Source organism: Pseudomonas sp. FP198 (assembly GCF_030687895.1).
In the GTDB taxonomy this organism is placed as follows: domain Bacteria; phylum Pseudomonadota; class Gammaproteobacteria; order Pseudomonadales; family Pseudomonadaceae; genus Aquipseudomonas.
Map to the genome: position 1 here is coordinate 5,586,063 of NZ_CP117452.1, position 23,692 is coordinate 5,609,754.

Genomic DNA, 23,692 nt, shown 5'->3' on the forward strand with positions numbered 1-23,692 from the left:
CATTTTCCTCATATAGCGAAATCGCTCTTGTGGCGAGGGAGCTTGCTCCCGCTCGGTTGCGCAGCAATCGCAAAAATCTAGGATCCGCTGCGGGGCCCAGCGGGAGCAAGCTCCCTCGCCACAAATGGATATCCTGGTCTACAGCGTTTGGCCCAGGCGATCGAGCAGCGCCTTGAAGGCGGTGCGCTCAGCTTGCGAGCCCTGTGCAATAACCTGCTCCACCTGCCGTTCGACCAGTTCCAAGGCCGGCAGCTGGGACGGCAAATTCAGATGCTCCGGCAAAATCTCATCGCCGGCACTTACCAACAGCGCAAAATGAACGACGTTTTCCAATTCGCGGGTATTGCCCGGCCAATCGTGGCGTTCGAGCGTCCGTTGCGCCGCTTCGCTGATCAGCGGCACGGCCAGGCCAAGGCGTTGGCTGTAGATGCCCAGAAAGTATTCGGCGAGAGAAAGGACATCACCCACCCTTTCACGCAAGGCGGGTAATTCAAGCTGTCCCTCGCTCAGGTAGTGATAAAGCCGATCATGAAATTTTCCAGCGGCCACCGCTTGCGCCAGATCGATGCTGGTGGCCGCTACCAGGCGCACGTCCACCGGGCTCGGTTGTTGGGCGCCAACACGCGTGACCTCATGATTTTCCAGCGCCGCCAGCAATTTGATCTGGATCGGCAGTGGCAAGTCTCCGATTTCATCCAGGTAAAGCGTGCCGCCGTTGGCCGAGCCGAACCACCCGGCCCGGCTGCTGGCCGAACCGCTATAACTGCCGGCGGAATAACCGAACAATTCGGCATCGGCATAGGTCGGGCTGATAGCGCCGCAATTGACCGAAACAAACAGCCCACCGCGATTGCTCTCGCGATGGATGTGCCGTGCCAGCAACTCCTTGCCGGTGCCGGTTTCACCGCGGATCAGCACCGAAATCGCCCGTGGCGCCAGTTGTTCCAGCTCCTGGCGCAACTGCCGCGAACGCGGGTCGACGAATACCAGTGCCTTGGCACGGATACTCAGGGGGCTTTTTTCCGAGTCGGGAAAGGTCAGCAAGGGCTGACCGAAGGTTTCATGCAGGCTCATGGCAGGCTCCCGCCCCAAACCGCCGGCGAGACGGAGGGCATTAAAATTCAGGCGCGACGCAGGGCGTGATGCTCCATGCGGTTTTGCAGACGATAGAGATAAGCGAAACCCTGCTCCCAACGCTGGTGGCCGGACGTCACATTGATGTGCCCCGCCCCGGCCAGGATCCCGGCCTCGGCCCCCCAGTTTCGCGCCAGTTCCACGGCACGCGCGGCACTGATCGCCGCGTCGTTGTCGGAACTGACCACTTGGCTGGGAAACGGCAACAGGTCCGTGGGAATCGGCGCGAAGTTGCGCAGCGCCGGGGCACAGGCGGGGCGTTCGACATCCGCCGGAGCCACCAGCAACGCGCCACGCACCTGCCGCAGGAATGGCACCGGCGCGGTGGCGGCCCAATGGGCCACCGTGATGCAACCCAGGCTATGGGCGATCAGGATCACCGGTGTGCTGTCGCTGGCGATGGCTTCAGCCAGCGCGGCGACCCAGTCTTCACGCCGTGGCGTCAGCCAGTCAGCCTGCTCGACCCGGGCACTGTTGGGCAAACTGTTCTGCCAGTGGGTTTGCCAATGATTTTCCGGCGATCCTTGCCAGCCCGGCACAATCAGGTAGCGAATCGATTCGTTGCGCATGGGTGCTCTCCTGCGTGTCTGTTCCCGGACGAGTATAAGGAGGAGAGTTATATTATTTAAGGAATAAGAAGCTATTTGGTAATATTTAAATAGAATAAAAAGAATATCTCAGTGGGAGCGAGCCTGCTCGCGAATGGGACCATCAATCAACATAGGTGCGGCAGACATACCGCTTTCGCGAGCAGGCTCGCTCCCACAGTTCGCCACAGTTTTTTCACCGAGAGTCACTCGCTCCGGCCCTTGCGCAACAGCACGTCGAGTTGATCCACCACCACCGCCCAGTCGGCGTCTTCAAGGATTTCGTCGCGCAGCAACTGCCGCTGACCCTCGCTCCAGAAGAACGCATCGGACAGGTGCAGCTCGGGCTTGAGCGGCGAATGGCTGGCGATGAACTGATCGATGCTGACGGCGTCGTCAGGCAGGCCGAGTTGTTTGAACAGGGCGGGAAGTGTATGGATCGGGGTTTCCATGCGGGACTCCTGGGCATGAATGGATGGCTGGGCGCTATTCCTGCAGTCTAGCCCCTTGGAGCTGAGCACACCGTGGCGAGGGCGGGTTTGAATCCCGCTACGGAGGGAGTGAGTTCAACGCCTCATAGGGCTCCTGCGCCCAGCGCAGGAGCCGCTCACGCAACAGCGCCGAAGCCTCCCGGCGCTTGTCCTCGCTGTCGCCAACAAACACCTGCGCCGGCTGCTTGGCATGTTGCCCGACCGCTGCGAACATTTGTTTGCACTGCCCTTCATCGAGGCCGAAAAACGCCGCCAGCCTGCCCGTCATCGCCTCAGGCAGTTCGGTGTAGTTGACCGCCATTCCAGCCAATGCGTGGCAGTGTTCCAAGCCCGTCGCCAATAACCGTCCCACCCGGCGCGGAATGAAATCTTCCTGGCCGGCGAACGGCAATCCATCATCCAGGACCGTCGCCCCGATCATCCCCGGCACCATGTGCATGCCGGGACGGCGCAGGTGGGAGACCGAGATTTCCAAGGGGTCGCGGTACACGAACAACCAGGGCGTGTCGGGAAAGCACTCACGCAACAATGGCAGTTCACCGATGTTCCAGGCGTCGAGCTTGACCACCAGCCGTTGCTCCACGCCTCGGCGGCGCTGCCCATAGGCCGACATCAAGCCCTTGAGCGCCACGCACCGCTCGGGCAACGGCAAATCACTGCGCAGCAGCGTATCCAGGGGCGGTGGTTCCGAAATGACGATGTGATGGTCCAATTGGGCAAGCATCTGGCTGATCAATGTCGAGCCGCAACGGGAGGCATGGAAAATGAACGCAGTGGGCGCCAGGCCCGGGCTTTGTCGTTGCCACTGACCGAGCACCTCCAAGGGTGTCTGGCGGCGGAACGCCTGGTTGAAGGGCAGGCGCAGGGCGTCTTCCACCGCATCTCCAAAGAACGGCTGTGACAGTCGCATGTCGCCGAACCAGCACCAATCGACCCGCCACTGCCCGGCCTCTTGCCATACGCGGATCGGCAACCAGCCGTGCAGATTCAGGTCTTCCACTGGTTTCTCCACTGCTGGCGACCGGTGCGCATCGCAGCCCGCAATTCCTCCCGGGTGAAGTGAAGCCCTTGTTCGGCCCCCAGTGCCAGGGCGGAGTCAATGAAAGCGTCCAGCTCATGCAAGTTCTGCAAGGTTCGCGCGAGATGAGGATCGGTTTCCACGCGCTGCTGAAAACGGACAAAGTCGCTTGGCCCGACGCCCGCGGCGGGTGTGGTGGGTAGCCCATCGGCAATCTGCTGGGCCAGCCACGGCCCTGGGCGACAATCGAGCACCAGGTGAACCCGCGAATGAGCACTTCGATTCACAACGCGATGGGGCCGCGCCAGGTCGAGAAACCAGCACTCGCCGGCCGCCATCGGAATAATGTGTCCATCCAGGAAAAAAACCACGTCAGGTGGGCTGAGCAGCGGCACGTGCAGGCGCAGATCAGCATCCGGCCCGCCCAGATCATAGTCGCGATGCTCGTGGATGCGCCCACCGGGGCCCAACCGCAGCAGCCGGGCCGAGACAATCTCCAGGGGCCAGTCATGCAATGCCTCTTGCCAGCGACTGTCCGCTGTCCAAGGCGCGCGATGCACGGGCTGACCGTGCCCGGGCGACAGTTCGGTAACGGCATCGGCCGCCGATATCAGCGCCACGCCGCTCCAGTCGCCGCTGTGATAGGCACTGTTGAAGTGCCCCTGCCAACGTGCGTCGTCAATGGCCGCCAGTGCGTGCAACAGCAACGGCAGGTTCACCGCCACCGGCAGCCGGGAAAACGCCGGGCGCGTCATCATGGTTGCGCCCGGTTATTGAGTCACCGTGGCAGGCTTCGGCAGCGTGATATCACCCTGGGCCCAGGCCGCTTCGCGGTTGGCCAGCGCCGTGGCAATCGACTGGACCTCGGTCGATTGCACTTCGTTCGGCAGTGGATCGAGGCCGGCGCTGGCAAAGATCTGCCCGTAGGCGTTGCGCAAGTCGGCATAAGCCAAGTCCCGACGCAGGTCGGCCTGCAAGGTGTTCAGTTCACCCTGGATCAGGTCCAACTCGCCAATGCCGGCAGCCTGGTGACGGCTACGCAATTGACCGACAATCTGCCCATCGATGTCCGACAGTTGCTGGCTGGTCTTGAACTGGCGCAGGGCTTCACGATAGTTGGCATTGGCCACGTATAGCTGCGCCAGCACGGCGATTGACATCGCCTGACGCCGTGCCGACGCCACTTCTTCACCGGCCTTGGCCACGTCGATGGCCGCCGGGGCGGAGATCACGTTGAACAGGTTCCAGGTGACTTTCACGCCATAGTCGGCCCAGCCTTGTTCCACCAAAAACGAGTTGCTGTCGTAGTGCCCGCCGGCGGAAAACTCCAGCCCCGGCAGCAGGCGCAACATGGCCTTGCGGGTTTCGGCAGCGGTGATGCGAGTCTGGTAATCCTGCTCGCGCAATTCCGGACGACTGGCCAGGGCTTCCTGTTCGAGACGGGCCAGGTCGACCTTGAGTTCCGGGATGGTGTATTCATCCTGGGTCGCCAGGGTCAGCTCGGTGCCCAGGGGCAAGTTGATCAGCGTCGCCAGTTCGGTCTTGGCCAGGGACAGCGCCCGGCGTTGCTCTTCCAGTTGGCGGGTGGCCTGGATCAGCGAACGCTGGTAACCCAGGGCTTGCACCGGGTCGCCGATGCGCTGTTCACTCATGCTCTGGCTGTTGTCACGTGCCGCCTCGACCCGGACCACCAGGCTGTCGATCTGCTTGAGCAGGCGCTCGGCGGCCATGGCGCGCCAGTAGGCTGAACGCACGTCCTGGACGATGGTGTTGATCACCTTGCGCCGACGTTCCTGCACGATCAGCCGCTGGTCCCCGGCTTGCTTGGCACTGATGTAGCTGACACCGAAATCGAGCACGTTCCAGACCATGGTCAGGTCCGCCACTTCGCGGTCACGGTCTTGGGAGGTCGACGGCTCCAGGGACTGGGTACCGGTTTCCACGCTCTGGCTGCTGGAGGCACTGACGTTGTTACGGCCCACGTACCCGGCGTCCAGGGCCATGCGCGGCAGCATGTCGAAACTGGCCAGGTCCAGCTGACGCTTGGCCAGGGCTTCCTCCATGATCTTCAAGCGACCTTCGAGGTTGTACTTCACCGCCCGAGCCATGGCCTGGTGCAGGGTCAGTGGGCCGCTCAGCGGCTCCTGGTCCTTGTACATGTTCTGCAGGTCGGTTCGAGCACGCTGTTCGCTGACGCTACGCTCGATCGGATCGCTGGTGACCGCACATCCACTCACCACCAACGCCAGCACACTCATACCGAATAACTTCTGACTTCTGTTCATTCCCTGGATTGCCCCTGGCTGCCCAAATATTTTTAGAATTCAGGCCTGCACTTGGCTGATGCCGACCTGTCGTAACGCGGTTGCCAGGCTGTCGACCTGATGTTGTTCAGTGTCCTTGAGCTGTTGCAGTTGCTGACCCAGGGTGGGCGCCCCGAACACCCCGCGCACCCCTTGGGACACATCGCCGCCCTGCATCGACTGGCTGCCGAAGGCCTCCATCGATTCGCCCTCGGACGCGGAGTCCTGGCCGAACAGGGTTGAAAGCGTACTGCTGCCGAACACCCCGCCATCGCCCCCACCAAAGCCCAGGAACCCCTGGCCGCTACCGTCGCCGGCGGCGTCAGTGCTGAACACCTGGGCGATATAGCTCGGCGCCAAGGCGCCATGGTTGATGAAAATATCCCCGATCGGCCGCAGGCCCCCACCCACGTCCCGCTGCTCGAACAGCGGCGGGAAGCCCAGCGGCGAACCCAGGTTGCCGGTCGGCGGGGTAAAGACGATCGGTTGCAGCGGCACCTCGGACGGCGGGATCACCGTGACCGGGTCGGACGTCAGGAACTCCGGTGGCGGCCTCACGTCGTTGGGCACCACGGTGTCGATCGCATAGTTGTTGGACACCGCCACGCTGGCCCCGGCGTTGCCCGTCAGGTCGCTGACGTTGCTGGTGTCCAGGGCGATGAAGTTGCTCGGGTCGGTGAGGTTCACCGTTGGCGTGAATGTCGCCGTCCAGGTCTTGCCGCCGTCGCTGGTGGTCAGGTTGGCCAGTTCACCGTTGGTGACGCTGAGGTCCGACAGGTCGAAATCCGTCACCGCTTCGCTGAAGGTGAAGGTCACTTGGGTCGTCTCGCCCACCGTCAGGTCCGGATCGGCGACGACGATGGTCGCCGTCGGCCGGGTGGCGTCGAGTGCATAGTTGCTGGAAATCGCGATGCCCACCCCGGCGTTGCCGGCCAGGTCCTGCACAGTGCTGGCGTCGAGCAGAATCAGGTTGGTGGCATCGTTGACGCCCGCAGTTGGCGTCAGTGTTGCCGTCCAGGTCAGGCCGCCGTTACTGCTGGCGAGGTTGGACAACACGCCATTGGCGACGCTGAGGTCCGACAAGTCGAAACCGGACACCGCCTCGCTGAAGCTGATGGTCACGGTGGTGCTCTGGCCAATGCCCAAGGTGGTATCGCCGACGGTGATGGTCGCGCCTGGACGAACCGTGTCGATCGCGTAGTTGTTGGAGTTCACCACGTCGACACCACTGTTGCCCGAGGCGTTGACCACGCCGCTGGTGTCCAGGCTGATCAGGTTGCTGGTGTCGGTGATGCTGGTGGTCGGGGTGAAGGTGGCCGTCCAGGTGACGCCGCCGTCGGAAGAGGAAACGTTGCTCAGCGTGCCGTTGCTGATGGTCAGGTCGCTGTTGTCGAAACCGCTGACCGCTTCCGAGAAGGTGATGGTGACCTGCGAGGTTTCCCCTATCCGCAGCGCACTGTCGGCCACCACGATGGTGGCCGTCGGGACGCGTGTCTCGACCGCATAGTTGGCCGAATCGGTCGTGCCTGTCCCGATGTTGCCGGCCGCATCGCTCACACCGGTATTGTCCAGGGTGATCAGGTTGCTGGCGTCGGTCACGCCCAGGGTCGGCGTGAACGTCGCGGTCCAGGTCAGGCCGCCGTCGCTGCTGCTGACGGCACTCAGGGTGCCGTTGGCCACGCTCAGGTCAGCGTTGCTGAAACCCGTCACCGCCTCGCTGAAGGTGATGGTCACCTGGGCGGTTTCGCCCGGTTTCAACACCGAATCGCTCAGCACGATGGTGGCGGTCGGACGCTGGCTATCGACGCTGTAGCTGTTCGAATCGGTGGTGCCGCTGCCGGCGTTGCCCGCCAGGTCGGCGACGCCGCCGTTGGCGAGAGTGATGAGATTGCTGGTGTCGGTGATGCCAGCAGCAGGCGTGAAGGTCGCGGTCCAGGTGATGCCGCCGTCGCTGCTGCTCAGCCCGCTGAGCGTACCGTTGGCGACGCTCAGGTCGGCGTCGGTGAAGCCCGTCACGGCCTCATTGAAGGTGATGGTCACCAGCGAAGTCTCGCCGGCGGCAATGGCGGTGTCGGCCACGACGATGGTCGCGGTCGGACGCACCGTGTCGACCGCGTAGTTGTTCGAGTCGGTAGTGCCCACACCGGCATTGCCCGCGCCGTTGATCAAGCCAGTGTTGTCCAGGGTAATGACGTTGCTGGTATCGGAAATGCTCGCGCTCGGCGTGAACGTGGCCGTCCAGGTGACGCCGCCGTCGGTGCTGCTCATGGTGCTCAGGCTGCCGTTGCTGACGGTCAGGTCCGCATTGTCGAACCCGCTGACCGCCGAGTTGAAGGTCACGGTGACCACGGTGGTTTCACCGATGCTCAGGGACGAATCGGCCACCACCACGGTCGCCGTCGGCACGTTGGTGTCGATGGCGTAGTTGTTGGAACTGGTCGTGCCGGTGCCGGTGTTGCCCGCCCCATCGTTGATCCCGGTGTTGTTCAGGACAATGAGGTTGGAGACGTCGGTGACCCCGAGGCTGGGCGTGAGCGTCGCGGTCCAGGTGATGCCGCCATCGCTGCTGCTGACCGCACTCAGCGTGCCGTTGGCTACGCTCAGGTCCGAATTGTCGAAACCTGTGACCGCCTCGCTGAAGGTAATGGTCACCAGCGACGTTTCGCCGACGCTCAGCGCCGTGTCGGCCACCACGATGGTAGCGGTCGGACGCTGGGTATCGACGGCGTAGTTGTTGGAGTCGGTGGTGCCGCTGCCGGTATTGCCCGCGCCGTCCACCACCCCCGTGTTATTGAGGGTGATCAGGTTGGAGGCATCGCTGACGCCCGCGCTCGGCGTAAAAATCGCGGTGTAGGTAATGTTGTCGCTGGTGCTCAGGCCGCTCAGGCTGCCGTTGGTGACACTCAGGTCTGCCAGGGTGAAACCGGTCACCGCCTCGCTGAAGGTGATGGTCACCACCGAGGTTTCGCCCACGGCGATGGCCGTGTCGGCGACCACGACGGTGGCGGTCGGACGCGCGGTGTCGACGGCGTAGTTGTTGGAATCGGTGGTGCCGCTGCCGGCATTGCCTGCCGCGTCGCTCACGCCGGTGTTATCCAGGGTGATGAGGTTGCTGGTGTCGCTGGTGCTGGCGCTTGGCGTGAGCGTCCCGGTCCAGGTAATGCCGCCGTCGCCGCTGCTCAGGCCGGTGACCGTGCCGTTGGCGACCGTCAGGTCGGCGGTGGTAAAGCCGGCCACCGCCTCGTTGAAGGTGATGGTCACCAGGGAGGTTTCGCCGACGCTCAGGGAGGTGTCGCTCACGACGATACTGGCGGTTGGGCGCTGTGTGTCGACGGCGTAGTTGTTGGAACTGGTGGTGCCGCTGCCGGCGTTCCCGGCCGCGTCCGCCACACCGGTATTGGCCAGGATGACCAGGTTGGTGGCATCGCTGATGCTGGCGTTCGGGGTGAGCGTCGCGGTCCAGGTGATGCCGCCGTCACCGCTGCTCAGACCGCTCAAGGAGCCGTTGGCCACGGTCATGTCCGCCAGGGTGAAACCCGTGACGGCCTCGCTGAAGGTGATCGTGACCAGGGACGTTTGGCCGATGTTCAGCGCGTTATCGGCCACCACGATGGTGGCGGTCGGACGCAACGTGTCGACGGCGTAATTGTTGGAGTCGGTGGTCCCGCTGCCGGCGTTGCCGGACAAGTCGGCAATGCCGGTGTTATCCAGGGTGATCAGGTTGCTGGTGTCGCTGACGCTGGCACTGGGTGTGAGCGTCCCGGTCCAAGTGATACCACCGTCGCTGCTGCTCAGGCCGGTGACCGTGCCATTGGCGACCGTCAGGTCGGCGGTGGTGAAACCACTCACGGCCTCGGTGAAGGTGATGGTCACCACGGAGGTTTCACCGATGCGCAGCGCGGTGTCAGACACCACGATGGTGGCCGTCGGGCGTTGCGTGTCAATGGCGTAGTTGTTGGAGTTGGTCGTTCCCACGCCGGCGTTGCCATTGAGGTCCGCCACGCCCGTGTTGTTCAGGACAATGAGATTGGAGGTATCGGTGACAGTCGCATCCGGCGTCAGCGTGGCCGTCCAGGTGATGCCGCCGTCGCTGGTGCTCAGGCCGCTGATCGAGCCGTTGGCGACGGTCAGGTCGGCCGTGGTGAAGCCGGAGACGGCCTCGGAGAACGTGATGGTGACCGTCGAGGTCTCGCCAATCCTGAGGGCCGTGTCACTCACCACGATGGACGCCGTAGGCGCCACGGTGTCGTTGACGATGTAATTGTTCGAATCGGTGGTGCCCACCCCGGCGTTGCCGGCCAGGTCGGCCACGCCGGTGTTGTTCAGGGTGATGATGTTGGTGGTGTCGGCGATGTTGCTGGCCGCGGTCAACGTACCGGTCCAGGTGATGCCACCGTTGCTGCTGGTCAAGGTGCCGACGGTGCCGTTCTGCACCGTCAGGTCCGCTGCGGTGAGGCCGGTCACGGCTTCGGAGAAGGTGATGGTCACCGTCGACGTGCCACCGGAGTTCAGGTTGGTATTGGTCACCACGACGGTCGCGGTGGGCGGCGTCTCGTCCGGCACATAGTTGGTGTTGATGGTGCCGCCATCGCCGTAGACGTTGGCCACCGACGCTGGCGAAACACCTGCGGTGCCCGCGCTCGTCCCACCTACGCCGCTGCCGCCGACGTTACCGGCCAGGGCGGCGAAGTTGGCGGCAGTGATCAGGATCGAGCCTTTGTTCCAGATGGCACCGACACCGACACCGCCCGCGCCACCTGCCTGGAGATAGCTACCGCCCGCCCCGCCGCCACCACCGCCACCGCCGGCGCCGACGTTGTTGGAAATGGTCGAGTTGCCGATGATCCGCAGGGTCGCGCCGGTATCGTTGTAGATCCCGCCCACCGCGCCACCGCCGTCGCCGCCGAAGTTGTCGTACCCGTCACCGCCGCCGCCACCGCCAATGGACAAGCCACCGCTGGAGGCCGTGCCGCCGGCCGAACCGGTGCTGTATCCCGGGTAAGCCGCACCGCCGGCGCCACCCATGGTGGAACCGCCACGCCCGCCAATGTTGAAGAAGCCACCACCCGCGCCGCCCTGCCCGGCCGAGCCATTGGAACCCGTGGCGTTGAGCGTGTCGCCGCCCTTGCCGCCGATACCGCTTCCGACCGCACCACCGCCACCACCGCCGCCACCGGCGTAATTCGGTGTCACTCCGCCGCCGCCACCACCGCCCGAAGCGGCGTTCGCGGTGACCGTAACGTTGCGCAGGGTCAAGGTGCCGGCGTTGTAGATGCCGCCGCCCTGGGACACCAGCGCATCGTCGCCGCCATTACCACCGTTGCCTGCCACCATGCCCCGGGTGATCACCAGGCCATCGAGGGTGGCCGTGGTGCCGGACGTCACTTGCATGATCTGGGTGCGGTTCTGGCCGTCGAGGGTCACGTCGGCGACGTTGTCATTGTTCAGGTCACCATCGATGGTGACGTTCCTGTTGACCACCAGCACCTGGGTCAGGGCGACGGTCATGCTGGTATTGAACGTGACAATGTCGCCGCTCTGCGCGGACGCCAGGGCGGCGCGCAGGGAGCCCACGCCGCTATTGAGGTTGTTGGTGGCGGTCCAGGTGGCCAGGCCCCACTGGTATTCGCTCATGGCATTGGCCGAGAGCACGTTGGCGCTTTCGATGGTGCCGGTGGCGATTTCCAGGTTCCAGTCGCCACCCAGGCCGGTGCGGTCGTTGGACGCCGCCACATCGCGGCCGGTCAACTGCGCCAATGAATCCACCAGGCTCAAACCACGCTCGCCTTCGGCGGTGTAGCAGCCATAGATCAGGATATCGCCGCCAGCGTTCATGTCCTGGCCGATCTGCGCCAGCACTTCGCTGCGGGCCTGGACGTTATCCGCCGACAGGTAGCTGTTGCCCAGCCACAAATCACCGGCGTTGCCGTGGGCGATGATCTGCACCGAGCTGACGCCCTGGTGGGTGTCCAGGTAATCGGCGATCTGCTGCAAGCCGTCCTTGGTGGTGTCCAGCTGCACGACCTGGGTACCGGGCGCCACGCCTTCGAGCAGGCTGGCGGAATCCTTGACCCGGGAATCGACAAACACCACGGATTTGCCCGGCACGGCGGCCTGGGTGGCATCGACCTGGCCCTGGGGCGCATGGGTGTCGGTCGGCTGGTCCGCCGTTGGCGTCTTGGCCGCCTCGGCAGTGGGCTGGGCGTCCGGCTGCGCGGCATCGGCCACGGTGGCCGCCACCGCGCCGTCGAACAGCATTCGCGGCTCCAGGGACATCATCATTGGCGATGCCAGGGCCTGTGTGCCCTCGGTTACCCGCGATTTGCCTTTGCTCCACCACATGACGATCACCTGGACTCGAACTTTCTGAAACGCAAATGAAAAAAACCGCAGTCAGCTGACGGCGGCGTCGGTTTTCATACGAATGACATTGGCGGCGCTTGCTGACCCATCGCGCCAGAACGACAACTCGGCATACTTTTCAAACAGATCCGGCGGCAACAAGGTCCGCCGGGCTTGCGGCGCGACCTTGGGCTTGACCTTATGCAGGCCGGCCACGCCCAGGGCCTGGTCGAAGGCCGGTGCGTCGTAGGTCAAGTGATTGAAATCGTGTTCGAACCAGGGCTCGCCGATGAATTCGTACACCAGGCGCATCACTCGCTCCGGGGCCTGGCTCAACAAATCGTAGTCAACGATCAGCAGCGACTCGGCGTTCTCGCCGTAATAGGCCTCTTTGAGCGCCGTCCAGGCGAACCCCACCAGGCGGTTGCGCTGGGCCAGGGTTTCACAGCGGCTGTAGACGGTGTTGCGCTCATCATCGTCATTGAACAGCTTGGTGTTCTCGAACGGGTTGGCGCGGTAGAGCCGCTCCAGGCTGTCCAGCACCCAAGCCACGTTGCGCACGCAAGCGATGGTCTTGGCTTGGGGGAACAGGTCCTGCAGGGCTGGCAGGCGGGCACACCATTGGCGATTGGTGTCGAAGATGACTGGCTTGTCGGCTTTGTCGGCGTAGTAGGAATCGAAGAGGCCGCGCAAGAGGCGGCGGCGCAGGTCGGTGTCGATCACCGAGCCGAACTCGCTGCCGGCGCTGCATTGCTGCAGGACGCTGCTGAACAGCGTACCGACGGGACTGGTCATGCCGGCATGAAAGCGCGGGTTCTGCAACAAAATGGCAGAGAGCAGGGTCGAGCCAGAGCGCGGCAAACCGGAAATAAAGTGAAACTGCGGCAATCCATTCACCTTTGTTTGTAGTCCCTTTGTACCGCCAAGCGTAGCCGAGGAAATAATCTTCGCCTAGTAGTACTTTGATATCAGATTCATCCCAAGCCGTAAAAAGGATAGACGGTAGCGTCGCTGGGGAACCTGAATCGATTAAGCCGTGTCGCGGCATTTTTCCGCCCGCTTCGCCCGGCAAAATCAAACATCCCGGTCTACGCTCAGCCGTGCGTGACCAGGCCAGGGAATCAAGGAGTCGGGCTGATCGCACTCTTGTCCTTCACGTCCGGGCACTGCAAGAACCAATCACCTGAAGGATGAGGAATCTATGGAAGTATTCATCGGCACTATCCAGTCGTTCGCCTTTAACTTTGCACCCAGGGATTGGGCGCTGTGCAACGGGCAGACGCTCGCCCTTTCCCAGTACCAGACCCTGTTCGCCCTGATCGGCGTGACCTACGGAGGCAACGGCCAGACCACCTTCATGCTGCCCAACCTGCAAGGTCGCCTGCCCTTGGGCCAAGGCAGTGGCCTGGGCCTGACCCCGCGGGTCATCGGTGAAATCTCCGGCACCGAAAACGTCACGGCAACGCTCAACAACCTGCCCAACCACACCCACGCCCTCACCGGCATTACCGCTTCCACTACCCTGCAGTTGGCCAACCCGGCCAGCAACCCGGTGAATACGCCCACGGCCACCAACTCGTTCATCGGCACCTCGGGCACCGGGCCGGGCTCGGCGGCGATCTATTCCGACCAGATAGGCGCTTCGCCAGTGCCGCTGCAAGGCGTCACCACCACGGTCAACGGCACGGTCGCCCCCACCGGCGGCAACACGCCGATGACGGTCATGAACCCGTTCCTGGCCATCAACTTCAGCATCGCCCTTCAAGGTTACTTCCCGTCCCGTAACTGACGAACCGCCGGAGGGCTGCGGTCCTCCGGCCTTTTGGAGTGTCGACATGCTGCAACAGGTTCATAGCCGCCATTTCCAACCGCTGCTGGGCCAGACCGGCAGCCTGACCCTCCCCGACGGCAGCTGCCTGCCGGTGCGCTTCGAAACCCTTGAAGAAAGCCCACGGGCGAAGATGCCGAACACCGCGCGGATGCCGTTCAGTGTGGAATTCAACAGCCTGGAAGGTACTGAATTCGTTGACGGACTCTGCGCTCTGGAAGTGCCGGAACTGGGCAAGATCGAGGGGGTGTTCGTATCACGGATACCACCCATGGGGCGGGATCCGACGCTGGGGTATTTCTACATCGCGTTTAACTGATCACACAAAACCCGAGTTCAAAACAAACCTATTGTGGGAGCAACTGTGTGGGAGCAAAGCTTGCTCGCGATCCAGGCGCTGCGGTCCTCAAGAGACTGCGGCGCTTTCATCGCGGGCAAGCCTTGCTCCCACACAGCCGGCTTCCACAGGGTTCATAGTGTTTGCATAATTTTGTCAGTTGCCTTTCGGATACCAGACCAACCTCTCCGCCGCCGGGTTGCGCTCTTGCACTTCGAAGCCCAGCGCCAGGTAGTGCCGACGGGCGTGGGGGTTGCTGGCCCAGACCACGGTCGCCACCGGGCAACGGATCTGTTGCGCGGCTTTCTGCACCCCTTGCAACACCGCCCGGCCATACCCCTGCCCACGCGCCTGGGGGATGAAGGCCAGGTACAGCACGCGAATCTCATTGGGGCCGAAATCCGTGCTCAAGGCGCCAATTGCAGTGCCGAGTTTTTCCACGACGTAATGCATGGCGTTGGGGAAGTTCTCGCCGAACCCTTGCTCCTGCACCTGGAACTGCTGGGCAATCACCTGCTGTACCTGTTCATGCTCGCCGTCGATCCATTGCAGGTCCGGCCGCGCCGCCTGGTACAGGCCCTGCAGGAACGGGCCATCGCTGACCCGCGATGGACGCACCACCAACCCCTCTGCCGCCACCGAATCCATGCTTGCCCCCTAGGCCTAGAACCCGCTTTCCCTGACACCCAACGCCGCCAACCGACGCCAGGCCGCTCCCAACACCGACTCGCCCTCGCCCTGCAACACCGCCACGCCACGCAGCGGTTGCACCGGAGCGGACGTGGCGTCCACCGTACTCAGGCGCACGCCGTATTGCGCCTGCACCGGCTCGGCCCGTTGCTGCGAGTCGCGGCGCACCGCAATCGGCCCGTGATGGTCGGACGTCAACGCTTGCTGTTCGACCCAGGCCACGCCGTTGGTGTCGATTTCATTCAACCGCACGGCCATCGATGTGTGCATCGGATCGTCAGCGATGAACCGGCCCGTGGCACCCGGCCCGACCCGCCAAAGCTCGGCTTCGGTGAGGTAGCCGCGCAACCGCGAATCGGTCTGCACCACCCGCGCCAGCGCCTGTGTGGGAGACAACCAGCGCCCTATCGACAGTTGCGGCAACACATCGCGCACCTGGCCGGCATGGGGCGCACGCAACAACAGCCGTTCGCGCTGGGCCACCAGCCCGCGGTAATCGGCCACCGCTTCGGCCAGTTGCTGTTCGACGATGCCGGCATCGGCGGCGGTTTCGCTGCGCCCGGCCTGACGGCGCATCTGCAACTGCTGGATCTCGATTTCTCGGCGCACGATAGCCAGGCGCGACGCCATGTCTGGCGACTCCAACTCAATCAGCACATCGCCCTGGGCCACGGTCTGGCCGTCGTGCACATTCACCTGCTTGACCCGCGCCGCCACCGGCGCATGCAAGGCACTGGCGCGCCCGGCCTCGAGCATGGCCGGCACTTCCACCGCGCTGCGCCAGGGGAGCAGCAACACCAACAGGAGTGCCAGCAACACCAGGCCACTCAGGAGCATCCGCCCGCCGTGGGCTTGCTCACGACGACTCCACCATTGCCGCCACTCATTCACGATGGGCATGAAAATGAACCACACCAATTCCACCATCATCAGAAAAATGCCCAGCACCTTGAAGAACAGGTGGTAGACCGCCAAGGCAATCCCGAAAAACAACAATGCCCGCCACAGCCACGAGCCATAACCCCACACCAGCAAACGCCGACGCATCTTCGGCGACCACGGTTCCGGCGCTGCCGCGCCATACCCGAACAAGGCTTCGCGCAGGCGCCACCGACACAGGGCAAACGCCCGCCCCTGAAGGTTATCCACCGCCCAGAAATCACTGAGCAGGAAATACCCGTCGAAGCGCATGAAGGGGTTCAGGTTGATGATCAACGTGGTGATCCAGGTCGCGCTGGCCAACATGAACGCCGCGGTACGTGCCGGCCCATCGGGCAACAACGACCAGGCCAGCAGCGCGATGCACGCCAGCAGCAATTCGGCCAGCACCCCACCGGCACCGATCAGCAACCGTGCGCGGCGATCCCTGATCCGCCAGGCGTCGCTGACGTCGGTATAGAACATCGGCAACAGCACCATGAACGCCACGCCCATGCTCTGTACCCGGCAACCGGCGCGCTTGGCCATGAAGGCATGGCCGAACTCGTGGCACAGCTTGGCGAAGAGCAACGCCGCCCCGAACGCCAGCGCACCGCCCAGGCTGAACAGGTGTGGAAACGTCGCGACGAATCGCTGCCAGTCCCGCGACACCAGGAAGATGCCGAGACCCAGGGTCAGCGGCAGGCCATAACGCAGGATCCCGGGGCCGAACCGCGCCAACCAGGGCCAGGCCCGATTGAGAAAGGCGTCCGGGCGCCACAGCGGAATGCGAAAAAACAGATATTGGTGCAGCAGGATCTGCCACACGCTCTGGCGTTGCGCGGCGGTCTTGAACAGATAACTGTCACGCTGTTGCGGGTCCATCGCGCTGATCAGGTCATGACCACGCAAGAAGCCCAGCAACTGCTCCAGCGATTCCCCATTGAGCGGTAGGCCCGGCTCGCGGTTCGCGGCCTGCAGTACCTGTTCCGGATCGCCCAGGGACCAGTGCCGCAACATGCGCATCGCCGCCGCGCCCAGCTTGAAATAGCGTCCGCGCACCGGATCGGCCAAGGTCCACTGCGGCGAACCGTCCGGGTCTGAGGCCGCCGGGGACAGTTGCAGGTCCGGCCGCAGGCTTGGCAAGTCCATGCTACAGGCCTACGCTCTGGCGCAGGCCGGCCAGCGGCCGCCGCAGCAGGTACAACGCCAGCGGGGCACGGTCGCCGAAGACCTTCGCCGTGCCTCGCAGGCCAATGCGCGGCGCCGTGGCATCGAAACGCGCATCCAATCGATACGCCAGTTGGCCGGCGGCGGTAGGCTGCGCTTCATAGGCCGAACGTTCGAGCCGGGCCAGGTGCCGCTGCAACGGGTCGCTGTCGAGAAACAACGCCACTTGCGCACCGGGCTCCAGGGCAATCGCGTCACCCACCGCCAATTCAATGCGTAACTCGGCCTGGTTTGGATCGGCGATTTCCATCAGCCGCTCGCCGGTCTGCACGGGCTTGCCGAGCCAGCGCTCAGCGTCGGCAAACACCGCGATGCCATCCCGCTCGGCGCGCACTTCGCTGCGCTTGAGCAGTTCAAGTGCGTAGTTGCGCTCGGCGCGCTTCTGCTCGACGCGGGCCGCCAGCAGGTCAATCTTGGAGCTGGATTCAGCGTCGGCAAACGAGCGCTGGGAATTGGCCTTGAGTTCGGCCTCGGCCACGCCCAACGCCCGCTCGGCCACATCGGCCTGGGCCTTGAGGCTGGTACTTTCGAAACGCAACAACAGGTCGCCGTTCTTGACGCTCTGGTTGGGCTTGACCAGGAACTCGGCGATCACCCCGTCCAACGGCGCCGCCACCACTTGCCCGCCCAGCGGTACCACTTCGGCCGGGGCCAAAACGGACTGGCGCACCGGGATCAGCAAGCCCAGCAGCAACAGCGCCACCAGCGCAACCTGGCGCTTGGGTGTCCAGCGCAGGCGCCATGGCTTGCGCGGTTGCAACGCCAACCACGCATGACTGTAGGTGTCGCCCAGTTGCGACAGCAACACTTGCTCCGGCGGCGTCCATGGCAGGTCGCGGGCCAACCACAAACCGCCGAACACCTGGCCCTGATGATCGATCAACGGCAGCCAGAACACTTGCCCGGCCGACAGGCTGCGCCAGTCTGCCCGGATGGATTCGCTCACCCCATCGGCGGCGATCACCCGGGCCTGGTTCAACAGGCCCTGTTTGAACAACTGCGCCACCGCCTGCTCGACAAACGCCACGAACGGCGCATTCGGCTCCACGGTACTGACGCCGGTCACGGCCTGGACCTTGCCGGCGATCAACAACGCGGCGTGGCGAAAGCCGAACAGCGCCTGGCCGTCGTTGACCAGGCTGTAACTCAATTGCTCCGATGTACGCGCAGCCCTCGTCTGGCGCTCCAGATCGAGGAAGCGGGCGAACACCTGCTCGGTACTGCCCGTCACTGGCGCGTTCACTTCGACTCCGAGAAACGCGCCGTGCCGCTCATGCCGGACAGCAGGCCGCTGGCATCCGGCACGTTCGCCACCAGCAGCAGCGTCTGGCTGCCCTCGTCGATGCGCGCGCCCAGGCGCTTGACCGTCGCTTGCAACGGCTTGCCGGTTTCATCGGGGACGAAGGTAAAGGGCTGGCCGGGCTTGAGCCTGTCCATCCAGCGTGAAGGCACCAGCAGGTGAATCTCCAGGGTGCGGTTATCGACCACATCCAGCAATGGCGCGCCGGCCGCGACGCTTTCATAACGCTGGACCTTGCGCGCCACCACCTGTCCATCGAACGGCGCGATCACGCTGCAACGCTTGACCTGCACCTGGTACACCTGGGATTGCGCCTGGGCCTCGCTGAGCCGCGCCTCGGCCCGCGACACTTCGAAACGCCCGACGGATTTCAACGCCGCCAGTTGCCGGTTATGGGCCAGTTCTTCACCGGCACCACGGCTGGCCGCCTGAGCCGCATTGAGCTGGGCCTGATAGGCCGAACAATCGAAACGCGCCAGGGTGTCACCCTTCTTGAACGACTCGCCCTCGCTGAACGGCAACTCGACAATCCGCCCGGCCAACTCACTGGCCAACACCGCCTGATCCCGCGCCCGAAGCACCCCTCGCGCCTCGTTTCCCGACACACTGGCCGAGGCGTTGCTCTCCAGCAACGGATCGTCGGAAGCCGGCGTTTGCGCCTGGACCCCGCACGTTATGAAGGTCAATCCCACAACCCAACTGCTCAAACGTCGCATGACCGTTACTCCCTGACGGATGGGCGGAGTCTACGACAGCGGTGGGGGGCGTCAAGGGAGTAGCGGTGAAGAGAGGGAAATCTCTGTGGCAACGGTAGTGTTGACCTCGTGATTTCTTCAACTTAGGATGGCCCCACTCAACCCCGTACGCAGAGATTAAATTCTCTGGCCGTTGGGGTGAAAACACCGGCTTCGGCCGGTTTTTTCGTTTTAGGGATTGAGAACAACTCCAGAGTTGAACGCACTCCTTGTGGCGAGGGAGCTTGCTCCCGCTGGACTGCGCAGCAGTCCTAAACCCTAACGCCTCGGTGTATCAGGCAGATCGCATTCAAATTGCTTGGGGTTGCTGCGCAACCCAGCGGGAGCAAGCTCTCTCGCACAGGTTATGTGGTTGGCAGACATCGCGCAGCCTAATCCACCAACCTCAACACCCCATCGCAATACACCACCTCACGCCCCAACCAAGCCACATCCACCTGAGGCAATACCGCCGAAGGCTTGCGCAATTCACGCAGCAGCGTCGAGCCGTGGGACAAGCGGCCGCCCATGCGCGCGATCACCGCACGGGCGCTTTGATAGTGGGCGTGGCGACCAGGGTCCAGGGTGTCCTCCAACAGGATGTCCTCGCCCAAAATACCTTGAGCCTGCCCCGGGTAAATCAAGAAACCACTCGCCTGCTCGGTGCCTTCACGACCGTCCTGCCAGAAGCTGCCGTCGCGGCTGCGGATGTCCGGGTGCGGGGCGAACCAATGGGCCCGGTCCACCGCCGGCATGGCGTGATGCAAGCGAAAGAAAATCCGCATCAGGTTGTCGCGATACCATTCGCGCACTTGCAAGTAATAACCGCGCAGCCCCGGCAGGCCGGCGCCATGGGCCAGGCGAATCGCCAACGGCCATCGTGGAAATGCTTGCAATGGCAGCTCCGTCGGCACCGGACGCGCAGTGGCCGGGTCGGTCTCCCACGGCAGCCGATGAGGGCTGTGTTCAAGGTTGTCATAAGCCGTCGGTGGCCGCCCCAGCCAGTCGCCGCCACTGCTGGCCAAGGCGCTGGCGATGCACAGGTTGCCCTGCACCACGAATACGTAGAAGCGGGTAAACCAGTCGGCCAATTGCTGGCCGTCCGCGCCTTGTACGGTCAGTTCGTGCAGCTCTCGGTCGAAGCGTCGCAAACCGTTTTCCAGCGTCAACAGATGGCCACGAGCGATACGTTGCATGCGCAAAAACAACGGCAGCGACCGCAGCAGGCGCAGCGGTCGCCAAGGCAAGTGCGGCGTTGCCCCACCGACCTCGCCGGCATAGCTGCTGGCGCTGATGCCCCAGTCGGCCAGCCGGGCGAGAAAGAGGTCGTTGTTGATATACGAGGCGCCGCCAAACACCGCGGTGAAAGGCTCGTTGTCCTGCAAAATCCGTGAATCCCAACGCGCCATGATCGCCGGAATGCTTGCCGCCGCGCGACGCTGGGCGTACTCCACCAGAACGCTGGGTTGTGGCGGCAGGATCTCGGCGATGTTGGCGGCGGTCAGGTGGCGGCGCCAGCCGTAGTCGCTGATCGGCCGGTATTGCAGCAGCCAGAGTTGCTTGCCGTCCCAGGCCCATTCGACATCACCGGGCACGTAGTGGAAGACCCGCAGCACGCCTTGGAGAAACTGCCACAGCGCTTCGGCGGTCAGGCCATGGGCCGGCGTGAATGCGCCGCTGTTCCAAGATTCGCCGAGACGGGAAATGATCGCTCGCTCAGGGCTCACCTTGCCATCGGCCAACGACTCCAGATGGCCTTCGACCCATTCCAGCTCAACCGAAAGGTGACGCACAAAGGCGATCCCGGACAGCCGTGGGGTGATGAAACGCTGCACCACCACTTCCTCGACACCCGCCGCGCTCAGCTCGGCAATGCGTGTCGGCACATTGTGTGTCGGCTCGCGCAAGTAGGTGGTACTCAAGCCCGCATTGGCCGCATCGGCCTGATCCTCCCCATAACTGGAGGAACGCACGGCCCAGACAGCATCCGGCTGGCTGCGCAGAAAGTCTGGCAAGCGTGGATCACCACAGTCATTGATTGACAGCGCCGCTGGCACTGGCTGCCCGGCCAGCTCCGCCAGGCGCAAGCGGCCACCCTTGGTGTGCGCGACGAACCCGCGCTCGCCGGACTCCAGCCAGGCGGCGAATTGCGCGGGTGAATCGATCCATGGATAGTGGCCCCAGCCGGGTTTGAGGCTGATGGTCAAGTCGGCACGGGCAAGAATGGCCGACCATGCCGCCGCTTGCGCGACGCCGAGTATCTTGTCTTGATCGCCCCAGACCAGCTCGACCGGGTCGCTGATCCACTCCAGCAACGGCAGCGCGGTATCGGCGCGGACCAGATCCCAATGCGGGACAAAGGCCCGGCAGCGGGCATAGCCGGCGCCCATGCGCTGGTACTGCGCGGGCGTCCATTGCTGGCGGGAGAACTTGTCGGCAAACAGCCTTGGCTTGTTCGCCAGCAGCCAGTGGATGGTCTTGCGAATCGGCAGCGGCGACATCAATGCCGGCAATCGTCGCTGCCACAAGAACGCACCCACCGGCGCCAGCAATACGCTGCGGCAGAAGTGTCCGGGCTGGCGTTGCAAGGCGTGCAGCACCAGCAAGGCGTTCGCCCCGACCGCCATGATCGCGCTGCCCTTGACCGTTGCCGCGAGCAACGCCTGGGCGTAGGCCGCAAGGTCTTCGCAAGGAGCCTGGGGGTTGTTGCCGAAGCCGGGCAGCTCCAGCGGCACCACGTCGTAGCGCTTGAAGTGCGGCAACGCGTCGTCCCACCAATCGGCAGCGCTACCGTTGCCGGCCAGCAGGTACATCCTCGGCTTGCTCATGGACAGTCCTCAGGCCAGGTCGCGCAGGGCAGCGTCGAGTGTCGGGTAACGGAACGTATAACCGGCCTGAACGAGACGATCGGGTACTACGCGCTGGCCGTCGAAAAACAGCTGGGCCATCTCTCCAGCCAGGGCGCGCACCGGCGCGGCCGGGATGTGGAACCACACCGGGCGCTTGAGCGCCTGGCCGACGCGTTCGGCGAACAGCGCCTGACTGACCGTTTCCGGCGCTACCAGGTTGTAGGTGCCGCTCAGGCTTTCGTCCTCGAAGGCACGGGCGATCACCTGGATCACATCGTCGCGGTGCACCCAACTCATGATTTGCCGACCATCGCCCATCCGGCCGCCGAACCCCAGGCGAAACGGAATCAGCAATGGCAGCAACGCACCGCCCGGACCGAACACCACCCCCAGGCGCATCACCACCTGTCGCACACCCAACTCGGTTGCGGGCCGCGCTGAGGCTTCCCAGCGCGAACAAAGTTCGGCCATGAAACCATCGCCCTGGCTGGCGCTTTCATCGAGGCTTTCGCTGGCGTCGCGCACGCCATAAAAACCGATGGCCGACGCTTGAACCCACAACGCCGGTTTGTGCCGGGCGTTCTTCAACCATGTCATCAAGGCTTCGGTGGTATCGACCCGGCTGGCGATGAGTTGCGCCTGGCGCCTGGAACTCCAGCGGGGCCCGGCTACCGGCGCGCCCGCCAGGTTGATCAGTACATCGAAGGTTTCGTCATGGCCCAGCTTGCCCAGCGAACGCAGGCAGCGGGCGCGGCCGTCAAACAGATAGGCCGCCCTCAATGGATCGCGGGCCAACACGCTGACCGTATGCCCGGCGTCGAGCAACTGGTTGACCAGGGCCTCGCCGATAAACCCGGTGCCACCCGTGACCAGCACGCGCTTGTAGGCACCACCGGCAAACGGGTTGCCCGGCTTGCCCTGGCGCTGCATGCGCAAGGCGGCCAAGCCGTCGCGAATGCCCGAGGCCGTGACGCCGATGGCGAACAGGGTCAGCAGCCAGCCGCGCCAGCCCAGGTCGATGGCGCTCAGGCCGCTCGGCAGACTCGCCCACTGCGCCAGTTGCACGCCGTACAGCGCGAAGAAAGCCCCCCCGTTGACCGCCAGCACCGTGTGCATGATGCGCTCGATGGGCGGCAGTTTGCGGCTACGGTCCTCGACCACGAAATCCCACAGCGTCAGGCCGATCTCCAGGACGAACAGCAGCGCGATGACGATCGCCCATGTCCCTTCGAAGGCCAGATGCGCGATACCCAGGAAGAGGATCCCGTAGAAACACGAGCGCAAGGAGTGGATGGAGAGTTCCAGCCGCGCACTGTGGCGATAGGGCAAGGCGACGGTGAGTTCGTGGTGATACAAGGTATCCAGCGCACCGAGGATGGCCTGGGCGATCAGCAGGGCAACGGCCCAGTCCAGCGGTGAAAAATCAGGCATGGTTCGACTCACTCGATGTGGTGTCGGTCAGGGCGGTGCGGCGATCATGGCGATAAAGCCAGAACAGCGGCGGCAGTAGAACAAGTAGTGCAAAGCTGTCGAACCACAGGTGCGACCAGACCCGCGCCTGGGCGGAAACCAGCATGTCCTGAGGCGCCCAGAGCAGGATGCCGACGATCAGCCAGCCCCAGGGCACGGCACTTTTCAGGCGATCACCGAGATGGACCAGGGCGAGCATGTACAACGCATAGCTTTGCAACGTGGCGCCGAACAGCGCCAGCCACCAGACTTGTTGCGTGCGGACGGTAACCGGCACGATGTCCGCCCCCCAGAACGCCTGCTCGATGGTGTTCAGGTAATCATCGAGCAAGCCGGAGTGACCGGCCCAGGTCAGCACGAGGCCGGCGAGCAGATGCATCAGGGCCGCAGCGTACAGCCAAACGACCAAGGCGTTGCGAAGGGGGCTGGGAGGGACTGGCATTCCGTGTCCTGAAGGCTTG

The 23,692-nt window shown here is 63.9% G+C and carries 17 protein-coding genes; 2 read left to right on the forward strand and 15 right to left on the reverse strand.

Annotated features, from left to right (window positions below; genetic code table 11):
* Nucleotides 1-138 precede the first annotated feature (138 nt).
* From PSH78_RS25400 to PSH78_RS25435, 8 genes are all read right to left on the reverse strand, one after another.
* The gene (locus tag PSH78_RS25400) at nt 139-1,074 is read right to left on the reverse strand and encodes a sigma 54-interacting transcriptional regulator (RefSeq protein WP_305497577.1); all 936 of its coding nucleotides are present in this window, start codon (nt 1,072-1,074) and stop codon (nt 139-141) included.
* Nucleotides 1,075-1,121: 47 nt separating this feature from the next.
* Nucleotides 1,122-1,703 (reverse strand): alpha/beta hydrolase, encoded by a 582-nt coding sequence (locus tag PSH78_RS25405; RefSeq protein WP_305497578.1) that lies wholly within the window; start codon nt 1,701-1,703, stop codon nt 1,122-1,124.
* 224 nt (nt 1,704-1,927) lie between these two features.
* Nucleotides 1,928-2,173 carry a DUF2789 domain-containing protein gene (locus PSH78_RS25410; RefSeq protein ID WP_305497579.1) on the reverse strand — a complete coding sequence of 82 codons (246 nt, stop codon included), beginning with the start codon at nt 2,171-2,173 and terminating at the stop codon, nt 1,928-1,930.
* A gap of 97 nt (nt 2,174-2,270) precedes the next feature.
* The gene (locus tag PSH78_RS25415; RefSeq protein ID WP_305497580.1) at nt 2,271-3,212 is read right to left on the reverse strand and encodes a sulfotransferase family protein; all 942 of its coding nucleotides are present in this window, start codon (nt 3,210-3,212) and stop codon (nt 2,271-2,273) included.
* Nucleotides 3,200-3,985, reverse strand: a complete 786-nt coding sequence (locus PSH78_RS25420; protein WP_305501402.1) for an aspartyl/asparaginyl beta-hydroxylase domain-containing protein — start codon at nt 3,983-3,985, stop codon at nt 3,200-3,202. Before PSH78_RS25420 ends, PSH78_RS25415 begins: the two co-directional genes overlap by 13 nt.
* 15 nt (nt 3,986-4,000) lie before the next feature.
* A complete protein-coding gene (locus tag PSH78_RS25425; RefSeq protein WP_305497581.1) occupies nt 4,001-5,515 on the reverse strand; it encodes a TolC family protein in 1,515 nt (504 codons plus the stop codon).
* 39 nt (nt 5,516-5,554) lie between these two features.
* The gene (locus PSH78_RS25430) at nt 5,555-11,875 is read right to left on the reverse strand and encodes an Ig-like domain-containing protein (RefSeq protein ID WP_305497582.1); all 6,321 of its coding nucleotides are present in this window, start codon (nt 11,873-11,875) and stop codon (nt 5,555-5,557) included.
* A gap of 51 nt (nt 11,876-11,926) precedes the next feature.
* Nucleotides 11,927-12,772 carry a sulfotransferase gene (locus PSH78_RS25435; protein ID WP_053117203.1) on the reverse strand — a complete coding sequence of 282 codons (846 nt, stop codon included), beginning with the start codon at nt 12,770-12,772 and terminating at the stop codon, nt 11,927-11,929.
* A 304-nt stretch (nt 12,773-13,076) separates the two neighbouring features.
* On the opposite strand from PSH78_RS25435, the gene PSH78_RS25440 reads away from it, so the two are divergent.
* A complete protein-coding gene (locus PSH78_RS25440; protein ID WP_305497583.1) occupies nt 13,077-13,664 on the forward strand; it encodes a phage tail protein in 588 nt (195 codons plus the stop codon).
* 46 nt (nt 13,665-13,710) lie between these two features.
* Entirely contained in the window at nt 13,711-14,022 is a 312-nt protein-coding gene (locus tag PSH78_RS25445) for a hypothetical protein (RefSeq protein ID WP_250964233.1), read from the forward strand.
* A gap of 174 nt (nt 14,023-14,196) precedes the next feature.
* On the opposite strand, the gene PSH78_RS25450 is transcribed toward PSH78_RS25445, so the two are convergent.
* The 7 genes from PSH78_RS25450 to PSH78_RS25480 all read right to left on the reverse strand — a co-directional run bounded on the left by PSH78_RS25450 (nt 14,197) and on the right by PSH78_RS25480 (nt 23,673).
* Nucleotides 14,197-14,688 carry a GNAT family N-acetyltransferase gene (locus PSH78_RS25450; RefSeq protein WP_305497584.1) on the reverse strand — a complete coding sequence of 164 codons (492 nt, stop codon included), beginning with the start codon at nt 14,686-14,688 and terminating at the stop codon, nt 14,197-14,199.
* Between the two features lie 15 nt (nt 14,689-14,703).
* Nucleotides 14,704-16,800, reverse strand: coding sequence for a biotin/lipoyl-binding protein (locus PSH78_RS25455; RefSeq protein WP_305497585.1), 2,097 nt, complete (start codon nt 16,798-16,800; stop codon nt 14,704-14,706).
* A 1-nt stretch (nt 16,801) separates the two neighbouring features.
* The gene (locus PSH78_RS25460) at nt 16,802-18,121 is read right to left on the reverse strand and encodes an efflux RND transporter periplasmic adaptor subunit (RefSeq protein WP_305497586.1); all 1,320 of its coding nucleotides are present in this window, start codon (nt 18,119-18,121) and stop codon (nt 16,802-16,804) included.
* On the reverse strand, nt 18,118-18,894 hold the full coding sequence (locus PSH78_RS25465) for an efflux RND transporter periplasmic adaptor subunit (RefSeq protein WP_305497587.1): 777 nt from the start codon (nt 18,892-18,894) through the stop codon (nt 18,118-18,120). Before PSH78_RS25465 ends, PSH78_RS25460 begins: the two co-directional genes overlap by 4 nt.
* 410 nt (nt 18,895-19,304) lie before the next feature.
* Nucleotides 19,305-21,740 (reverse strand): alpha/beta fold hydrolase, encoded by a 2,436-nt coding sequence (locus tag PSH78_RS25470; protein ID WP_305497588.1) that lies wholly within the window; start codon nt 21,738-21,740, stop codon nt 19,305-19,307.
* A 9-nt stretch (nt 21,741-21,749) separates the two neighbouring features.
* On the reverse strand, nt 21,750-23,192 hold the full coding sequence (locus PSH78_RS25475) for a TIGR01777 family oxidoreductase (RefSeq protein ID WP_305497589.1): 1,443 nt from the start codon (nt 23,190-23,192) through the stop codon (nt 21,750-21,752).
* Nucleotides 23,185-23,673, reverse strand: a complete 489-nt coding sequence (locus PSH78_RS25480; RefSeq protein WP_305497590.1) for a cell division protein — start codon at nt 23,671-23,673, stop codon at nt 23,185-23,187. The genes PSH78_RS25475 and PSH78_RS25480 overlap by 8 nt, the downstream gene beginning before the upstream one ends.
* Nucleotides 23,674-23,692 lie beyond the last annotated feature (19 nt).